The sequence below is a fragment of the Shimia sp. R10_1 genome (genome assembly GCF_017744095.1).
Classification (GTDB): Bacteria; Pseudomonadota; Alphaproteobacteria; order Rhodobacterales; family Rhodobacteraceae; genus Shimia.
In genome coordinates, this window is the sequence record NZ_JAGHQX010000006.1 from 1 (window position 1) to 17708 (window position 17708).

The 17708-nt window shown below is 58.3% G+C and carries 14 protein-coding genes; 6 read left to right on the forward strand and 8 right to left on the reverse strand.

From position 1 onward, the window contains the following. From J7413_RS12135 to J7413_RS12150, 4 genes are all read right to left on the reverse strand, one after another. The coding region (locus tag J7413_RS12135; protein ID WP_209098532.1) for an aldehyde dehydrogenase family protein at nt 1–1284 on the reverse strand (1284 nt) is incomplete at its 3' end. A gap of 3 nt (nt 1285–1287) precedes the next feature. Then, nucleotides 1288–2055, reverse strand: coding sequence for an enoyl-CoA hydratase/isomerase family protein (locus J7413_RS12140; RefSeq protein ID WP_209098533.1), 768 nt, complete (start codon nt 2053–2055; stop codon nt 1288–1290). Beyond that, nucleotides 2052–3623 carry a CoA-transferase gene (locus J7413_RS12145; RefSeq protein WP_209098536.1) on the reverse strand — a complete coding sequence of 524 codons (1572 nt, stop codon included), beginning with the start codon at nt 3621–3623 and terminating at the stop codon, nt 2052–2054. Before J7413_RS12145 ends, J7413_RS12140 begins: the two co-directional genes overlap by 4 nt. Continuing rightward, complete coding sequence (locus tag J7413_RS12150) at nt 3620–4624, reverse strand: Gfo/Idh/MocA family oxidoreductase (RefSeq protein ID WP_247743502.1); 1005 nt, start codon at nt 4622–4624, stop codon at nt 3620–3622. Before J7413_RS12150 ends, J7413_RS12145 begins: the two co-directional genes overlap by 4 nt. Before the next feature lie 202 nt (nt 4625–4826). On the opposite strand from J7413_RS12150, the gene J7413_RS12155 reads away from it, so the two are divergent. From J7413_RS12155 to J7413_RS12180, 6 genes are all read left to right on the forward strand, one after another. Then, nucleotides 4827–5735 carry a LysR family transcriptional regulator gene (locus J7413_RS12155; protein ID WP_209098538.1) on the forward strand — a complete coding sequence of 303 codons (909 nt, stop codon included), beginning with the start codon at nt 4827–4829 and terminating at the stop codon, nt 5733–5735. A gap of 93 nt (nt 5736–5828) precedes the next feature. Then, on the forward strand, nt 5829–7916 hold the full coding sequence (locus J7413_RS12160) for a hydantoinase/oxoprolinase family protein (RefSeq protein WP_209098539.1): 2088 nt from the start codon (nt 5829–5831) through the stop codon (nt 7914–7916). Further along, entirely contained in the window at nt 7913–9619 is a 1707-nt protein-coding gene (locus J7413_RS12165; RefSeq protein WP_209098546.1) for a hydantoinase B/oxoprolinase family protein, read from the forward strand. The genes J7413_RS12160 and J7413_RS12165 overlap by 4 nt, the downstream gene beginning before the upstream one ends. Continuing rightward, on the forward strand, nt 9619–10836 hold the full coding sequence (locus tag J7413_RS12170; RefSeq protein ID WP_209098547.1) for an FAD-binding oxidoreductase: 1218 nt from the start codon (nt 9619–9621) through the stop codon (nt 10834–10836). Before J7413_RS12165 ends, J7413_RS12170 begins: the two co-directional genes overlap by 1 nt. Beyond that, nucleotides 10836–11612 carry an HpcH/HpaI aldolase/citrate lyase family protein gene (locus tag J7413_RS12175; RefSeq protein ID WP_348538747.1) on the forward strand — a complete coding sequence of 259 codons (777 nt, stop codon included), beginning with the start codon at nt 10836–10838 and terminating at the stop codon, nt 11610–11612. The genes J7413_RS12170 and J7413_RS12175 overlap by 1 nt, the downstream gene beginning before the upstream one ends. Nucleotides 11613–11614: 2 nt before the next feature. Continuing rightward, nucleotides 11615–12451, forward strand: a complete 837-nt coding sequence (locus J7413_RS12180) for an NAD(P)-dependent oxidoreductase (RefSeq protein WP_209098548.1) — start codon at nt 11615–11617, stop codon at nt 12449–12451. Nucleotides 12452–12507: 56 nt separating this feature from the next. On the opposite strand, the gene J7413_RS12185 is transcribed toward J7413_RS12180, so the two are convergent. The 4 genes from J7413_RS12185 to J7413_RS12200 form a co-directional block, all read right to left on the reverse strand. Next, on the reverse strand, nt 12508–13950 hold the full coding sequence (locus J7413_RS12185) for a methyl-accepting chemotaxis protein (RefSeq protein WP_209098549.1): 1443 nt from the start codon (nt 13948–13950) through the stop codon (nt 12508–12510). Between the two features lie 198 nt (nt 13951–14148). Further along, the gene (locus J7413_RS12190) at nt 14149–15048 is read right to left on the reverse strand and encodes an FAD:protein FMN transferase (protein ID WP_209098550.1); all 900 of its coding nucleotides are present in this window, start codon (nt 15046–15048) and stop codon (nt 14149–14151) included. A gap of 345 nt (nt 15049–15393) precedes the next feature. Beyond that, nucleotides 15394–16461, reverse strand: coding sequence for a sn-glycerol-3-phosphate ABC transporter ATP-binding protein UgpC (ugpC, locus tag J7413_RS12195; RefSeq protein WP_209098551.1), 1068 nt, complete (start codon nt 16459–16461; stop codon nt 15394–15396). Next, complete coding sequence (locus tag J7413_RS12200) at nt 16461–17705, reverse strand: hypothetical protein (RefSeq protein ID WP_209098552.1); 1245 nt, start codon at nt 17703–17705, stop codon at nt 16461–16463. Before J7413_RS12200 ends, ugpC begins: the two co-directional genes overlap by 1 nt. Nucleotides 17706–17708 lie beyond the last annotated feature (3 nt).

Consider the following 17708-nt stretch of genomic DNA (forward strand, 5'->3'; position numbering starts at 1 on the left):
CCCGTAATCCGTGCTATTGGCCAATGTGACCGCCTCCTCCAGCGAGTCAAATGTCATCACCGACAACACTGGACCAAAAATTTCGTCTTGTGCAGCCCCCATGTGAGCGCTCACATCAATTAAAACAGTTGGTTGATAAAACTGATCGCTCAAACCATCCACATTCAACGGCCCACCACCCAGCACAACCTTCGCACCGGCGGCTTGTGCGGCTTCCACATGTTTGTGAATTTGCGCATTGTGCGCTTCGGTCACAATCGCGCCGACCTGTGTGGCTTCATCCATAGGGTCGCCAAAACGCACTTTACGCGACAGCGCCACAACACGCTCCACAAAGGCCTCCGCAATATCTGTGTGCACGATCACACGGCTTGAGCCGTTACAGCACTGCCCGACATTGAAATACGTGCCAAACACCACCGCATCCGCCGCAGCCTCAAGATCCGCATCAGGAAAGATCACCTGTGCGTTTTTTCCGCCCAGCTCCAGCGCCACTTTCTTCAGCGTATCGGCGGCAACCTCACTGATCAGTTTGCCAACGCGGGTGGACCCGGTAAAGCTCACCATCGCCACCGATTTATGCGCCGCAAGCACGCTGCCCACCGGCTCACCATAGCCCAGCACGATGTTACACACACCTGCCGGCAAGCCCGCCTCCATTAACAGCTCGCCCAGCATCACCGTGGTGCTTGGCGTCATTTCTGAAGGCTTCACCACACAGGTACATCCCGCCGCCAGCGCAAAGGGCAGCTTTTGGCTCAAGATCCAGAACGGAAAATTCCAAGGCGTGATAATCGATACAACGCCAATGGGCTGCTTCAGGACCATGGCCACCATATCTTCGCCCAGTGTGTCGTGGCTGTCGCCATGCACTGTCCGCGCCAGACTCGCCGCAAAGCGCCAAAGATCGGCGGCCCCCGTGACTTCCCCGCGGGCCTGCGCAATCGGCTTGCCGCTTTCCAGCACTTCAAGTTCGATCATACGGTCCGCATTGGCCTCGATCAGATCGGCAACTTTCAACAGAACAGTTGCGCGCTCTTTGCCCGATATCCGGCTCCAGACCCCAGCGTCAAACGCACGCTCTGCCGCCAAAACCGCCGCCTCTGCCTCTGCGGCGCTGCCCTGTGCGGACCGGCTCACCACAACACCGTGGCTTGGAGAAATCCGCTCAAAGGTCGCCCCGTCGACGCTCCCCTGCCAAGCGCCGTCAATCAAGTGACACCCCTCAAAAGGCTCCGCAGCTGGCACAAAGCCAATCGACGGCCGTATCGCAAGCTCGCTCATTGATTATTTCCCCGTAAACTGCGCGTCGCGTTTGTCCATAAACGCTGCAACGCCTTCTTCTCTGTCGTCACTCGCTGCGATCGCCGCACTGCCCAGCGCATCAATCATCGCGGCACTGTCTTCGCCGCTACCTGCCAAAATCATCGCCTTGGCAATCTCCGTCGCACGCGGCGACAGCGCCATATGCGCCTGCGCCAGCGTCTGAGCCGCCAACAGGGGATCCTCCGCAATTTCAGAGACATAGCCCGCCTGCATCGCCCGCGACGCCTCTATCCGGCGACCAAAAAGCGCCATCTCTTTGACAAGGCACTCCCCCATCAGGCGCACCAAACGCTGCGTGCCGGACCACCCGGGCACGATCCCCACACGTGCCTCGGGCAGGGCCAACAGCGCCTTGGGAGACGCAATCCGAAGATCACACGCCGTGGCCAGCTCCAGTCCGCCCCCAAAGGCATGTCCGTTCAACGCCGCGATCGACGGTTTGGACAACCTTGCAATTCGGTCAAAAAGCCGATGCCCCCCGCGCACCCAATGGCGCGAGAACTCCGCCGGCGTCAGGCTGCCCCAGGCCGCAATGTCTGCCCCGCTGCAAAACGCCTTCTGCCCAGCGCCTGTCAGGATCAAGATACGCACCTCTGGGTCACCTTCGATTTCTTCAACGTGCTTTTCCAGATCCTCCAGCATCTGAACATCAAGCGCATTGTACTTCGCCTCATTCTGAAGCGTCAGCGTGGCAACCCCGCCCTCAACCTGCAGCGCAACCCCGCTCACAGCACCAGCCCCATTGGCGCTTGGCTCAGCAGCTTTTTGTCCATGACAGTCGCATTTTCAGCCACACGCACCCGGCCTTCGGTCGGCCCGACGATATCAGCCTGCGCGTCAATGCCTGGCATAATTTCCGTGGCCACCAACCCCTGATCCGTGAGCCGGATCACGCACCGTTCAGTGATATAGAGCACCTCCTGGCCGGTCTCCCGCGCCCGCGCGCCAGAGAAGGTCACATGCTCCACCTGATCCACCATCTTGGTGAATTTGCCCGGCGTTGCCACTTTCAGCGCATCTTCAGACAGGTCCATCTGCGCACCGGCTTCAAACCAGCCGGAAAAAACGATCTTCTTCGCCCGCGCCGTGATGTCCACAAACCCGCCGCAACCAGCTGTCAGGTAAGGTTTTTTACCCAGCTTGGAGACATTCACATTGCCCTGCACATCGACCTCAAGGAAGGACAAGAAAGACATGTCAAACCCGCCGCCTTGAAAATAGATAAACTGTTGGGGGCTTGGTACGAATGCATCTGCATTGGAGGCACATCCAAATGCAAATCCCGTGAGTGGTACGCCCCCAACAGCGCCTTGTTCAATGGCCCATGTCACCGCCTCTGGATGGCCCTCTTCCAGCAAAATTCGCGGCACCATTGCGCTGATGCCAAAACCCAGATTGGCGGTTTGCCCTTTGGTAAGCTCCATCGCCGCGCGCCGCGCAATCACTTTCTCCACGCCATAATCTGCCAGTGCAAAGCTGTCCCATGGGCGCATGACCTGTCCGCTAATCGCAGGATCATACGGCGTTTCGCAGGTCTGCTTCTGATCCGCGTCGATCACGACCAGATCCACCAGATGCCCCGGTACCCGCACATCATGTGGCCGCAGACTGCCGCTGGCTGTCACGCGTTGGACCTGCGCAATCACCAGCCCACCATTGTTACGCGCCGCAATCGCCTGCTCAAGCCCACCAAGATAGGCCCCCTCATGCTCATAAGTCAGGTTGCCGCGCTCATCCGCCGTCGTGGCACGCAAAATGCACACATCCGGCGCGATGTTTGGAAAATGCAGCCAAGTCTGCCCGCCAAATTCCGCACGGCTCACGATCGGGGCCGCCGCGCCTTTTTCGTTCATCGCGCAGCCTTCGCGCACAGGATCCACAAAGGTCTGCAAACCAACTTGCGTCAACACGCCGGGCCGCTTGGCCGCCGCTTCGCGGTGCATGTCAAACAGAATGCCGGAGGGCACGTTATAGGCTGCCACCCGGTCTTCGACGATCATCTTCCAGATCGCTGGCATCTCAAGGCTCGATGGCCCGGACGGATAAGAGCCTGCAATCACGCGGGACAGCAAACCATCTTGGGCAAGGTAATCCATGCCTTTCACGCCATACATGTCACCCGCCGCAATCGGATGAATAGAAGTGATGTTCTGCGGATGCCCCTCCGCTTCAAATCGCGCCCCAATCGCCTTGAGCACCAGATCCGGACAGCCCAATGACGAACTCGAAGAAACCGAAACGACCGCGCCATCTTTGATCCGCGCCGCTGCTTGGCTTGCTGAAACCAGCTTGCTCATGAAATTTCTCCGTAATCCACATCGACGGCCTGACCCAGTTTTGCCGCATCCCGCACCGCCATCGCCACAGCCAGAGATTTGACACCATCCGGCCCGTCCGCCGCCGCACGCCCAGTGCCCGCAACCGCGCTGTAGAAATCTGAGACGCCCTGTTCGTAAAGGTTGTGACGGGAGACCTCGACCGGAGCACGGCCCGCCGCCGTCACCAGTTCAACCTCGCCCACAGGCTCCTGCGTCATCACACCACTGGCAAAAATTGAGCCTTCCGTGCCATGCACCTCAAGCCCGCTGCCCGCGAAGGGGTGGGTGAAACTCTCATGGCTCATCACCATGGCACCGCTCGGCATGGTCCAGACGGACATCGCGCTGTCCTCAACCCCCTCACCCATGCCAGAGGCCGCCATCTGCGCAACCACACGCTTGGGGTCTTCGCCCAACAAAAAGCGCACCACGTCTGCATCATGCACCGTAATGTCGGGGATCACCCCCCCACCTGCTGCGGCATCGTTGATGCGCCAGCCCTGCAGATGTGGCGGCAGATGCACCGCATGAAACAGACGCACCGACAGCACCTTGCCGATCTTACCCTCAGCAATCAGCGCCCGCATGGCGCGATGGGAGCCAGAGCAACGCAGGTGGTGATTGGTTGCAAATGTGACACCAGCCTCTTCTGCCGCTTGCACCATACCCGCTGCTTCCGCGATGCGCATGGCCAATGGTTTTTCACACAACACATGTTTGCCCGCCTTGATGGCCGCCATCGCCTGGGGCAGGTGCTTTTCATTGGTGGACGACACATAAACAGCCTCACACCTGTCATCCGCCAGCGCCTCAGCAAGATCCGTGGTGACGTTGGGCACGCCATGCTCAGCCGCCCAAGCGGCGCCATGCGCGGCCGATCCACTCACCACCCAAGCAACCTCGCCACCATCCTGCGCCCGCACTGCTCCAAGCATATACTGAGACGCAATTGTGCTCGCCCCAACAAAAACCCAACGCATCAGAATATCACCTCCCTTTTCGGATCAGCGCCAACGTTTTGGAACGATCCAATACTCAAGCTGCAGCATAATTGGAACGTTCTAAATTTTGCAACGACTTTTTCGATATTTTTGTTGCCCATCCAGATTCCGGCAAAAACGACAGTGCTTTCAATAAACTGCCCGCTGTTTTAAAACGCTCAAGTCGGCAAACGGAGGCCACATGGCACAAATCAGCTTCAAACAGCTTCAGGCCTTTGTGGCAGTCGCCGATCTCGCCAGCTTCCGCCGTGCCGCTGACAAGCTCAACACAACCCAACCCAATATCTCGAGCCGCATTTCCAGCCTCGAGACACAAGTGGGCCACCGCCTGATGGCGCGGGACGCGGGCTCCGTGCGCCTGTCGCCGATGGGGGAGAAACTGCTCATCGAAGCGCGGTCTGTGCTGCGCGCCATGGATGGGTTTTTGCTCGCGGCCGAAGATGACAGCCTGTTTGACGGCACCCTGCGCATCGGTGTGACAGAGATGATTGTCCACACTTGGCTTGGCGCTTTTTTTAAGGCGCTCAAGGCACGCTTTCCAAACATTGACGTTGACCTGACGGTCGACCTCTCGATGAACCTGTCCGATGCAATTTCCGAGCAACGGCTTGATCTTGCACTGCAAAATGGCCCCTTTCTCAGAACCACCACCGGCAACACGGACCTTGGGCCCCTGCCCATGATGTGGGTTGGCGCCCCCAGCCTCAACATCGGCACCAAAGTGCTTTCGCTGCGCGATCTCGCGCAACATCCGGTCCTCACCCACGCGCGCGGAACGATCCCCTATGAGCAGATGCAAGACCACTTCGCAGCCTTTCCAGACATTTCAGTGCGCCATGTCTCTTCCTCCAACCTCGCTGCCTGCCATCAGATGACACGCGACGGACTGGGCGTGGCCTGCCTGCCAGAAGCGATGGTACGTGAGGATCTTGCCAACGGCATTCTGATGCCGCTGCGCTACCTCTGGGTGCCCGATGCGCTGCAATTCTTCGCCCGATTTGACGCCGACACCTGCCCCAGTTTCGTGCGCGCAGCAGCAGATTTGGCGCAGATCGAAGCGCAAAAACACGCAGACGCCGCCACAGGATAGATTTTCTTTATCCTATACATCCAATCTAATAATTGGATTTCATGGCTGCACTGCCTCTAACCTGCGACCAAGTTGACAGGAAAGAGGCACCCCATGCCCACAGAAGCGGCCCGCTTGGGCGTAGACATTGGCGGCACATTCACCGACGTGGTGCTGGAAATTGGCAACGCGCGGCACTCCACAAAAGTGCTCACCACCTATGCCGCACCGGAAAACGCAATTGTTGACGGCATGCATCAGGTCTGCGCCAAAGCAGGCGTCTCCCCTGCCGCGATCTCTCAGATCATCCACGGCACCACACTGGCCACAAACGCGCTGATCGAACGACGCGGTGCCAAAACCGCGCTGATCACCACCAAGGGCTTTCGCGATGTCATCGAAATGCGCACTGAAAGCCGCTTTGAACAGTATGATCTGAACCTCACGCTGCCCGAACCACTGCTGCCACGCAACCGCCGCTACGTGGTGACTGAGCGTATGGATGCCAATGGCAACCGCCTGATTCCACTGGATCTGCAAGAGATTGAAGCCCTCGCCGATGAACTGCGCGCGGCCGAATATGAAAGCATCGCCGTGGGCCTTCTGCATTCCTATGTGAATGACACACACGAGCGCCTCATCGCCGAGGTTCTGGCAGAAAAATTACCCGGCGTGATGGTCTCTCTGTCCTGTGAAGTGTCCCCGCAAATGCGCGAGTACGAACGCTTCAACACCACCATCGCCAATGCCTATATCAAGCCGCTGATCAAATCTTATCTGGGCCGCCTGAAATCCCGCCTTGCTGACGAAGGCGCAGCCTGCCCCGTATTCCTGATGCACTCAGGTGGCGGTATCATGTCCTTGGAAAGTGCTGCGGATTTCCCAGTGCGCCTTGTGGAAAGTGGCCCCGCCGGGGGCGCGATTTTTGCCGCAGACATCGCCGCCAAACATGGCCTGGACAAAGTGCTCAGCTTTGACATGGGCGGCACCACCGCCAAGATCTGCCTGATCAAGGACCAGACCCCCAAAACCGCCCGCGTGTTTGAAGTGGCGCGCACCTATCGCTTCAAAAAGGGCTCTGGCATGCCCATCTCGATCCCGGTGATCGACATGGTTGAAATTGGTGCCGGTGGCGGCTCCATCGCCCATGTGGACGCCATGAACCAGATCCGCGTTGGCCCGGAAAGCGCTGGCTCAGAGCCGGGTCCGGCCTGCTACGGGCGTGGCGGCGAAGAACCGGCGGTGACAGATGCAGATCTGATTCTTGGCAAGCTTGACCCAAAGAATTTTGCAGGCGGCTCCATCCCGCTGCATCCGGCAAACTCCGAACAGGCACTCACCGATGCCGTTGGCAAAACGCTTGATATGGACGCATTGGAAGCCGCCTTTGGCGTGGCGGAAGTGGTCGATGAAAACATGGCCAACGCCGCCCGCGTGCATGCTGTGGAAAATGGCGAAGACCTCAGCGACTACACAATGATCGCATTTGGCGGCGCGGCCCCTCTGCACGCCGCACGACTCTGTGAAAAACTTGGCGTGTCCCGCTGTCTCGTGCCCCAAGGTGCGGGCGTCGGCTCTGCCATCGGCTTCCTGCGCGCGCCCTTCAGCTTTGAGGCCAACCGCTCCGTTTTCATGCGCCTCGGCGCGTTTGATGCGGCAAAGGTCAAAGCCCTTTTTGCCGACATGTCTGATGAAGCCACGCGCTTCGTGCGGTCCTGTGATGCCGAAGCTGAGATTCTGCGCGACCATAAAATCTACATGCGCTACGCAGGTCAGGGCTGGGAAATCCCGATCACTTTGACGGCGCAACAGGCCGAAAACCCAGATGTTGCAACTTTCCAACGCCTCTTTGAGCGCGACTATGAGGCCCTCTTTGGCCGCGCTGTGGAAGGCATGGAAATGGAAATCACCGTCTGGTCGGTAAACGCCTATACCGCACAGGAGGCGGCAGCCCCTCTGGCCGACGTCACCACAAAGCAAGCCGCGCAATCAGACAACACGCGCCCCCTGTTTGATCCGGCCCTTGCGCAAACTGTCGACGCCGCCGTGATCGCGCGCGCAGATCTGCCCACAGGCCATATCGCCCAAGGCCCTGCCCTCATCACTGAGGATGAAACCACCGTCGTTGTGCCAAGCAGCCGCGAAGTTTTGACCCACACAGACGGCACTCTGGATGTGCGCCTGAAGGAGACACGCAAATGACACAGCACAGCAAAGTCGCGTATCAAGTCATGTGGAACCGCCTGATCTCCGTGGTGGAAGAACAGGCACAAGCCCTTGTCCGCACAGCTTTTTCCACCTCTGTGCGCGAGGCAGGCGATCTCTCCGCCGGGGTCTACAATGCGTCCGGCGAGATGCTCGCACAGGCCGTCACCGGCACGCCGGGCCACGTGAACGCCATGGCCGATGCCGTGGGGCATTTCATCCGCCGCATCGGGCCAGACAACATGTTTGAGAGCGATGTCTACCTCACCAATGATCCGTGGGAGGGCACTGGCCACAAACACGACATCACGGTTGTGACCCCCTCTTTCTATGGCGGTAAACTGATTGGCTTTTTTGCCTGTACGGCCCATGTCACCGACATTGGCGGGCGCGGCTTTGGCGCCGATGCCAATGACGTACACGAAGAGGGCCTCTACATCCCGATCATGAAATTCGCCCACAAGGGCGATGTGGATCGCAGCCTCCTCAGCATCATTCGCGGCAACGTGCGCGAACCTGATCAGCTGGTGGGCGACATTTACGCGCTCGCCAATTCCAATGACATTGGCCACCAGCGTCTGATCGACATGGTCAAAGAATTCGCGCTTTCTGATCTCACCGGAATCTCGGATTTCATCCTGACCAACTCGCGCGCTGCCACACTGGCACGCATCAATGCGCTGACACCCGGCACGGCCTCGGGCCACATGCGCATTGATGGCTATGACAAGCCCATCGACCTGCATGTCACCCTGACCATCGAAAAAGACCGCATCCTCAGCGATTGGGACGGCACCTCGGGGCTCGACAAAAAAGGCATCAACGTGCCGCTGGTCTACACCAAGGCTTACGCCTGCTACGCGCTCAAATGCGCCATCGCGCCAGAGATCCCCAACAACGCGGCCTCCCTCGCCCCGTTTGAAATCACCGCGCCGGACAACAGCATCGTCAATGCAAAGTTCCCCGCCCCCGTCGCGCTGCGCCACGTGATTGGCCACATGGTGCCAGACACGGTCTACAACGCGCTGGATCAGCTTTTGCCCAATATGGTGCCTGCCGAAGGCGCCGGATGCCTGTGCAACTTCCAGCTTTCGCTGCGCCCCCGCACCGATGCGCCTGCGCCCAAAGATGCAACCCGCGCAGAAGTGCTGACCTTTAACTCCGGTGGCTCTGGCGCGCGCCCCACACTGGACGGCATGAGCACCACCGCGTTCCCCTCTGGCGTGATGACCATGCCGGTTGAAGCGACAGAACAGGTCGGCCCGGTGATCATCTGGCGCAAAGAGCTGCGCCCGGACAGCGGCGGCGCGGGCGAATTCCGCGGTGGCTTGGGCCAATATATGGATGTTGGCGCCCGCGAAGGGCACGAGTTTGACATCTCCCTCATGCTGGATCGTGTGAACCACCCGGCACAGGGCCGCCGCGACGGCGAACCCGGTGGCGCAACCCGCATCACACGCGGCGATGGCTCCGCCATGCCGGGCAAAGGCAAACACTTCGTTTCACACGGAGAAGTTGTCCAAATGGCCTTCCCTGGCGGCGCGGGCTACGGTAACCCTCAGGCGCGTGACAAGGAGAGCATCAAGCGCGACCTGGCCCTAGGCTACATCACTCCAGAGCACGCAGCACAGCACTACAACATCTCGGCCGATGAAATTGCCGAGGCCCTCGCGCGGGCAAATCTGGGGGACACGCTTTAATGGCAGCACAGACTTGGGCAACCAAACCAACCAAAACATCTTATGATGTGGTAATCATCGGCGGGGCCATCATGGGCTCTGCCACCGCATGGTTTCTTTCCGACAACCCTGATTTCACGGGGTCTGTTTTGGTGGTTGAGAAAGACCCATCTTACGAATTCAGCTCCACCGCTCACACAAACTCTTGCATCCGGCAGCAGTTTTCCAACACGGTCAACGTGCAGATTTCGCAGTTTGCAGCGGATTTTGTCAAAAATCTGCGCAGCCACATGGGTGGCGATGCACGTGTTCCTGAGCTTGATATCCAAAGCTACGGCTACCTCTATCTGGCTGACAATGACGGCTTTGCGCAAACCCTACGTGAAAACCAGAAAATTCAGCGCGCTGCCGGAGCTGACACAGAACTGCTGACCGCAGAAGAGATCGCAGCCCGCTACCCGTTTTATAACGTGGATGACATCGTTTTAGGTTCCATCAACACCAAGGACGAAGGCTATTGGGATGGCGGCGCCGTGTTTGATTGGTTCCGCCGCTCCGCTCGCGAACGGGGTGTGGAATACGTGCAAGGCGAAGTGGTCGCCATGGCACGCGAAGCGGGCAAAATCACCTCTGTCACGCTGGCCTCCGGGGATGTGGTCGCTTGTGGTCAGGTCGTGAATGCCTCCGGCCCGCGCGCCGCGCGCACCGCCGAAATGGCTGGCATCCAGATCCCTGTTGAGCCCCGCAAACGCTTCACCTGGATTTTCTCCGCTGAACAGCCCCTGCCAATGGAGCTGCCGCTCACCATCGATCCCTCCGGTGTCCACTTCCGACAGGATGGCCCAGAGACCTATTTGGCAGGCGCCGCCCCTGATCCAGATCCAGCCGTGGCTTTTGATGACTTCCACATGGATCACAATCGCTGGCAGGATCACGTCTGGCCGATCATCGCGACCCGCATTCCTCAGTTTGAGGCCATCAAAGTGGTCACCGAATGGGCTGGCCACTATGCGTTTAACACCTTGGATCAAAACGCCATTCTGGGCCCCCACCCGGAGGTCGGGAACTTCCTCTTCCAAAACGGCTTCTCCGGGCATGGGCTGCAGCAAAGCCCTGCAATGGGCCGCGCCATGGCCGAATGGATCACCTACGGCGCCTATCGCGCACTGGACATGTCCCCGTTTGCGTTCGAACGTGTGTTGACCAACACACCAATCGTCGAAAAGGCCGTGATCTGATGGTAGCCCCGAACCCTTTCCTCACAGCAATCCGCGCAGGCCAAGCGCAAATTGGCATCTGGCTCAGCATGGCCACAGCGCAATCCACAGAGATTGTGAGCCATTCCGGCTTTGACTGGGCGCTGATTGACATGGAGCATTCCCCCAATGATCTCTCTTCTGTGAAAGATCAGCTGCGCGTGCTTGAAAGCGCCGCAACCACCGCGCTTGTGCGTCCAGATTGGAACGACCCGGTCAAGGTCAAACGCCTGCTGGATATGGGCGCGCCGGGCCTGCTCTTTCCAATGGTGAACAGTGCAGAGGAAGCCGCCGCAGCGGTTGCCGCAACGCGTTTTGCGCCACGCGGCATTCGTGGCGTCGGCAGCACCACCCGCGCCACCGCCTACGGACGCGACAAAAGCTACTTTGCCGAAGTTGAAAAACAGACCGCCGCCTTAGTGCAAGTGGAAACCCTGCAGGCACTCGACAATATTGATGAGATCGCCGCGGTTGGTGGCGTTGATGGCGTGTTCTTCGGACCAGCCGACATCGCGGCGGAAATGGGCCATCTTGGTCAGGCCATGCATGATGATGTCTGGGCCAAAATTCTGCCGCTTGCGATGCGGCTCATCAGCAAACGCATTCCCGTTGGTACGGTGGTTTCTGACGTCACATTTGCACGCAGACTGCTCAGCGCGGGTTTCACCTTTGTCGCTTGCGGCTCGGATACGGGCCTTCTCGCCCAAGCAGCAGACCAACGTCTCGCTGACCTAAAAGCTCAAACTACAGGAACTTAAACATGAAAAAGCTCGTCCTCACCGGTGCCGCTGGCCGCCTTGGATCCTATCTGCGTGAGCCGCTTTCCAAAATGGCGGACGAGCTTGTCTCCACCGATATTGTCGATGACATTGGCAAACTCTACCCCGGCGAACGCTATGTTCAGGCCGACCTCGCCTCTCTAGATCAGATCAGTGACGTTCTGGAAGGTGCCGATATGGTTGTGCATTTTGGTGCAATCGTCGACGAAGCCCCGTTCGAAGAAATCCTCGGCCCCAACATCATTGGGGCCTACAACGTCTGGGAGGCCGCCCACCGGCATGGCGTGCGTCGCGTTGTCTACGCAAGTTCCGTGCACGCGGTTGGCATGTATCCGTCCTCTGATTGCATTGGGGTGGACGTGCCCCACCGCCCCGACACATTCTACGGCCTCGCCAAATGTTTCGCCGAAGATCTCGGGCGCATGTATTGGGAAAAGCGCGGGCTGGAAAGCGTCCATATGCGGATTTTCTCCTGCGCCAAAGTGGTCAGCCCCCGCTCGCTGTCCACATGGCTCAGCTATGATGATCTGATCCGCCTTGTGACCCGCGCCATCGACACACCCACCACCGGCTTCTCCATTGTCTATGGCATCTCAAACAACGACCGCATGCCCGTCAACAACGCTGGTGCCTCCCATCTCGGCTATCGCCCACAGGACAATGCCGAACAATTCGCGCCTGAAATCCTCGCCGCCGCGCCTCCAGCTGATCCGCATGATCCCGCACAAGTGTGCATCGGCGGCCCCTTCGCGGCTGTTGATCTGGGGGAAAGCGGTCTGGCGAATATGACCATAGTCGACGATCGCAAGACACTGTAAAGCGATCAAAAAAGGGCGCCACAAGCGCCCTTTTCTCCGTCACACCCAGCGCGGGCTTACGCCGCGCGCGTGCTCGCAAATATTTCTATTGGCGTGTCGTCTTCTGTGGCGCGGGTTTCGAACTTCTTGACGATCTCAGACACCTGCGATGTGTCACGACGCATATTGTCCACAACGGCAACCACCTCTTCTACCAAGGCCGCATTCTGCTGTGTGGCCTCATCCAACAGGCCAAGCCCGTTTGCAATCTCAGACAACCCATCTGATTGCACACTGGTGGACTGAGCAACCTCAGTGCTGAGCGCAGATACATTTTCCACGTCCTGAACAATGTCTTCCAGCACACTGCCAGCCTGATCAACCAGCGTGACACCCGTTTCCACCAGCTCAGAAGACGTCTTGATCAGTTCACTGATTTCCTTGGCGGCATCCCCAGCTTTCTGTGCCAGACCGCGCACTTCAGATGCCACAACAGCAAAGCCACGCCCCGCCTCTCCGGCCCGTGCAGCCTCAACGCCCGCATTCAGCGCCAACAAATTGGTTTGAAACGCGATGTCATCAATCACACCAGTGATCTGGGAGATCTGTGCGGAGCTCTGCGCAATCTCGCGCATTTTTCCAACGGTTTCCCCCATGACACTGCGGCCTGTCTGGGCCTGCGCATGGGTCTGACGCATCATGGCATCTGTCTTTTGCGTCGCCTCAGAGGACGACTGCAACTGTGTGCTAATGTCAGAAATAGACGCCGCCGTACGCTCAAGCGTGGCCGCCTGTGTTTCTGTACGACGTGCCAGATCTCCCGCGCTTTCATTCATTTCTGAAGCTGTCAGATTCAGATCGTCGGTGGCATATTTGATTGTCTTCACCACCGAACGCAATCCGCGCTGCAATTCATTGAACGCAAACCGAAGCGGCTCAAATTCCTGCGGAAAATCACTGACCTGAGGTGCCGGAATATCCTCGGACAGATCTTTGGCCGCAACCCGCTTCATACCGCGCTCAAGATACTCAAACGCAACCGCCTGTTTGGTTTTCCGGGCATGGGTGAAGGCCGTCGCAGCGGCGGCCAGATCCAGTTGAAGCAACCGCGAAAGCAGCGCCGCCTCTTGTGCGAGCCGCGCCTTGCCGCGTGCAAAAATCACCAGCCCAGATTGCGCAACCAGTTCCGCCTGCAGCAGCGCCGCCGCAGCAGCATGCCCCGCCATAAAGGCTTCAATACGCCAACCCATCTCGAGAAAGTGCACGTCGTTCAAACGTCGGATAGATGCAGGATACTGCCCCTCCAGACCTGATTTCAAAAGCCGCGCCCAATGGTCTTTCATTGCCGCTTTCGCACCCGCAAAGACAGCCAGATCCACGTCCGGCGGAATGTCGGAGTAAAATGCATCTATGGCGGCATCCAAAGCAGGCGCAACCTTGATGGCAATCTTGCGCAACAAAGCCAGATCATCCTTATCCAAACGCATTTCTGTTGTGAATTCTTCCAACGCGTTGGCCATATCGGCGAGCCCCTTCTTCCCGGACGCTTAAGTCTTTCGCATCTCTTAAGGGGGAGTTGGTTAACGGAAGCCTTAACCAAATCGAAAACACGTCAAAAACCTGTGGAAAACTCGCATGGATTGACCACGCAAAAAAAACACCGCCTGCGAAAGACGCAAGCGGTGTCAAACTCTTCGGTGTCTGTCGACAGGAAACGCTTAGGCGATGCTCTCGATACGCGCGCCAGCAAACTGCGCCACCATTGCGGCGGCAGTCGCGTCATCCACGAGGCACAGCGCGGTGGACAGGCCATCTGCCACAGCGGCAGAAGGAGCAGACGCGGCTGCCAGAGACAGCGCGCCTTCTTGGCCGTCTGGACGGAAGATATGCGCGTCGTTGCCAGACAGCACAGTTGCCATCGGCGCAGAGGTTGCCAGCGCACGATCGGTCAGCTTCACACGTGCCACGATCTCACCGGCTGGGGTGCTGACACCTGCGGTCCATTGTGCGCCATCCGCGCGGTGGCCAAGTGCGGCCACTTCGCCCATGTCCAGAAGAACGTCTTTGAGGCCAGCATCTTTGAGGATCGCGGCGATACGATCGGTCACATAACCCTGCGCAACACCGTTCAGCGTCAGCGCCATGCCTTCTGCGCCAAAGCGCACTTCATTGGCATTAAAAGCAACCTTGTCCCAGCCAACGCGTGCTTTCGCATCAGTCACGTCGCCCTGACCACCTTTGGCCAGCCACAGCGGCTGAACGGTTGGGTCAAATGCGCCGCCGCTGGCTTTGTTCAGCGCGTCGCTCAGTTCCAGAACCTCGATCAGCTCTGCAGAAGGCGCAGCCAGAACACCGTCACGGTTCAGGCGTGTCAGTTCGCTGTCGCGGTACAGCGAGAAAATGCCTTCCAGACGGTCCAGCTCTGCAGTCACATCTGCAATGATCGGCGCCGCATCTGCGTCGCTCAGGCCAACCAGCGACATCTGTGCTGGTGCGCCCAGCGCAACACCTTGCCATTTGGCAGTTTCGGTTACGGTAGCAGCGTGGCTCAGGCCAGCGGGCAGCGCCGCAGAGGCGGCGGCGATGGTCAGAAATCGGCGGCGATGCATCCGGGTCATGAAAAAGCTCTCCAGAATCGAGTCAAAATCGTGGTGCGCCATGCGCATTTGGCGGGGACATATCATTCAATTGACGGACTGCCCACCCCACTCACACGCAAATTCGCGGGAAATCGGCCTTCTTGGCCAAGCTATGCGATAAACGAGAGAGCTAAAGCAATCGTATAGATCCACAACACACACCAATTCACATGCGACGAGACTGGAAACTTTCCAGCGCGCCCTCGAAATCGAGGGAAACATCCTGCAGTTCAACGCGCCATTGCAAAATGGTTAACGCGAAAATCCACTGTCGCGATACCGCCGCAATACCGACGCGTTACAGACGTTCCATTTTGACAAGTGTTAACGCTCATCCTCGACGCGCTGACCATCCGCGTCAAAGAAATGACAGGCCGCCTCCGGGAAGCGCAGCCCCACCTGATCACCAACCCCGTGAGGCACGTCGCCGCCGGTGACACGCACCACCAGTTTGTCCTCCTGCCCCACGTCCAAAATCAAAAAAGTATCCGCGCCAAGGTACTCAACAACCTCAATTGTGCCATCGCATTGCCCCGCGCCAGTGGCGCAGACTTCGATATGTTCAGGGCGCACGCCAATCTTGGCCGCGTCACCGGTTTTACCAAATGGCCCAGCGCCGCCAATCGCCAGTTGATACTCTGGATCACCCGCTGCTGCCTGACAGTCCAGAATGTTCATCTTGGGGCTTCCGATGAACTGCGCAACAAACAAATTCCCTGGCTTTTCATAGAGTTCGCGCGGCGTCCCGACCTGCGCAATATGGCCAAATTCCAGCACAACAATACGATCCGCCAGCGTCATGGCTTCGACCTGATCGTGGGTCACATAGATCATCGTGCGCTTCAGGCTCTGATGCAGCTTGGCAATCTCGTAACGCATTTCCACGCGCAGTGCGGCATCCAGATTGGAAAGAGGTTCATCAAACAGAAACGCCGTTGGATCCCGCACGATAGAGCGCCCAATGGCCACCCGCTGCCGCTGTCCACCGGACAGATCCTTGGGTCGGCGCTCCAGATAGTCCGTCAGTTTCAGGATCTCTGCCGCCTGCCCCACCTGACGTGCGATTTCATCCTTGCTAACGCCCGCTACTTTCAGGGAAAATCCCATGTTCTCCGCCACCGTCAAATGCGGATAAAGCGCATAGGATTGAAACACCATCGTCAACCCGCGCTTGCTTGGCGGATGATCCGTCACATCATTCCCGTCGATCTCAAGCGCACCGCGACTGATGTCTTCAAGACCACCAATCATGCGCAGTAACGTTGACTTACCGCAGCCGGAGGGGCCGACAAAAACCACGAATTCCCCGTCCTGAATGTCTAAGTCGATCCCTTTGATGACCTGAATGTCACCAAACCACTTTTCGACCGCCTTTAGAGTGATACTGCCCATCAGACCCTCCCTGCCCATGCCAGCCAAACCGCTGCTGTCCACGTGAACGAGCCACCACCTGCAGCGTCTCCGCTAAAGGGATCAAAATACTCGGCAAACCCATGCTCTGCGATCAGCGCCGCTGTTTTCTTGGCCAAGGTTTCCGCCTCTACCACATGCCCCATATCCTTCAGCCCCATGCCGATCAGCATGTTCACGATGGCCCAGGTTGGGCCACGCCAATACCGCCGCGCATCAAAGGTTTCCGCATCGGGATCATTGCTTGGCACCGGATAGGGCACCTGCGCCAAAATCTCTCGCAACCGCGCCAGCATCGCCGGGTTTTCAACTCCCGCAAACCAGCAAAGATAGGAGGCATTTGAAATGCAACCAGCCCACTCACCACTGTGGACATCCCGACTGTCAAATCCGCCAAGGTCAGCGTTCCACAAAGTTGCAACACCCGCTTCCAACCGCTTGATATCAGACGCAATCTGCGACACGTCCTGACCAAGCGCTTGGCCCAGCGCGTGCAAATCTCTTGCCGCACGTAGAGTGGTAAATGTCATCGTCGGATCCGCCACCCGAAACGGGCTTTCCGCCAGCATCGCCGCCTGATCCCACTTCAATCGCCGCCCCAACTGCACCAGCTTGATATAGCGGTCATAGTCAAATTTGGTTGGGCGATCCTCGCTATTCACATGTGTCGTATCACGCCGCGTGTAATGCCCAACGTCAGAGGCATCCATGCGCGCCATGGTATTGTCCCAGTCAGGCGCATTGTCTCGACCCGTCTCCCACGGGTGGGTTGTGCAAACTGCGCCCATATGCAAGCGCCAGCGCATGATCCAATTGTGCCAGGCGAGCATTTTTGGATAAAGCGCCGCCATGCGCGCCTGTCCCATTTCGCGATCCTGCTCCCAAACCAGCCGCGCCATCGTCGCAGCAATCGGTGGCTGAATGATCCCGGATGACGGGATTGGCCCATTGCAACCCCACACATCCGGCCCCGGAAAATAGCCCGGATCGTTTTTGTGAAACAGAATATGGGGCACCATGCCATCGGCCCATTGCCCTTGAAACAACGTCTCAAGCTCTACCCACGCACGTTCCACATCAAACTGCGCAAATCCCAGCGCTGCAATCGCGCTGTCCCAGTTCCACTGGTATGGATAAAGCCCATCCGTTGGCACAGTGTACCCACCTCGGTCATTGGTGATCAGGATCTGTTGCGCTTGATCCATAAGAGAAATTTCGGAAGTCATCGT